This is a genomic window from Nitrosomonas communis (assembly GCF_900114745.1).
GTDB classification, from domain to species: Bacteria; Pseudomonadota; Gammaproteobacteria; order Burkholderiales; family Nitrosomonadaceae; genus Nitrosomonas; species Nitrosomonas communis_A.
On the sequence record NZ_FOUB01000188.1, the window covers coordinates 1 to 1194 of the forward strand.

Here is a 1194-nt window from a genome sequence, read left to right on the forward strand (position 1 = left end):
GAAACCAGGCAACCCTTACGGTACCAGAGCCCCATAATTGCTCATTCAATGATTGAGTCAAGCTATTATTGAAATCTGGTACACGTATTCTTACTGTCCGAATGCACGATCAGGCCAGGCGGTGGCCGGCGTAGCCAGATCGCCATTCGTCATGCATCACAAACCAGTGTTGCTTTCATCCGTGAGCTCATACTCCAGCCCACCACCTTTCGGGAGAACAAATCGATGACAACCGCCAGATACAGCCAGCCTTCCTGAGTCCAAATGCAGGGGTAAGTAGACCACGGGAGTTTCACCCGCAGCCCCTCGCAGAACCGGACGTGAACCTCTCGACTCATCCGGCTCCCATCATCCTGCCTTTGGCACACATCCCAGCCTCCAGTGCCAGAAAGCTTTTGGAAACTTCAGCGCAAGTCGCCCGAGAGCTTGCCGAGCTCGTGTTTTATGCCGAGCCAGCCATTTATACTTGTGCATCAGCCAGCGCGCCAGATAGTCATTCAGGTGCTTCCACACAGCAGACATCGCCGACTCGTAGAATCGGCCATAATACTGATGCCAGCCTCGGAGGATTGGATTGAACATGGCCGACAGATCAGCCAGGCTCTTGTCACATTTCAGCTGAAGATGCCACCCACGTATCGTCTGCCGCATCGCCTTGAGGGCGTCACGACTGACCGCAGGCGTAAAACTCACATAGACCCGACCATACTTATCTTTCACTTTACGCGGACAGAAGGGATAGCCAAGCAATGTGAATTGCACGCTGGCAAAATCTCCCTGCCGATTGATGTCCTTGCAGTATACGATTTTGGTCTTCTCAGGATGCAGCTCAAGTCCACACTGACGAAACCGCTCGCCCACCTTGTTCAGAGCAAACTTCGCCTGCACCAGACTCCGGCAGTGCATCATACCATCATCGGCATAGCGGCAGAACCGCACACTCCGAAGATGACGGTCTACCCAGCTGTCGAAGGCATAGTGCAGAAACAAGTTGGCCAGCAGTGGACTGACGACATCGCCTTGCGGGGTGCCACGTATCCTTTCCACAAGCTCGCCGTCCGGCATTTGCATTGGTGTTTTCAGCCAACGCTCGACGTACAGCAAGACCCATGGTGTCTGACAGTGCTTCCTGAGCGCGCGCATCAGCAGCTTGTGGTCGATCTTGTCGAACAGACTCTTGATATCGAACTCAAC

Annotated in this window: 1 protein-coding gene and 1 pseudogene; both read right to left on the minus strand. The window is 53.9% G+C overall.

Annotated elements, in window-relative coordinates; translation table 11 throughout:
- Positions 1–152: 152 nt before the first annotated feature.
- Positions 153–266, minus strand: a pseudogene (locus tag BM122_RS23000) (DDE-type integrase/transposase/recombinase); the annotation flags it as partial.
- Positions 267–348: 82 nt separating this feature from the next.
- Positions 349–1194 (minus strand): reverse transcriptase domain-containing protein (locus BM122_RS21325; protein WP_074907678.1); only part of this gene is annotated, 846 nt, incomplete at its 5' end.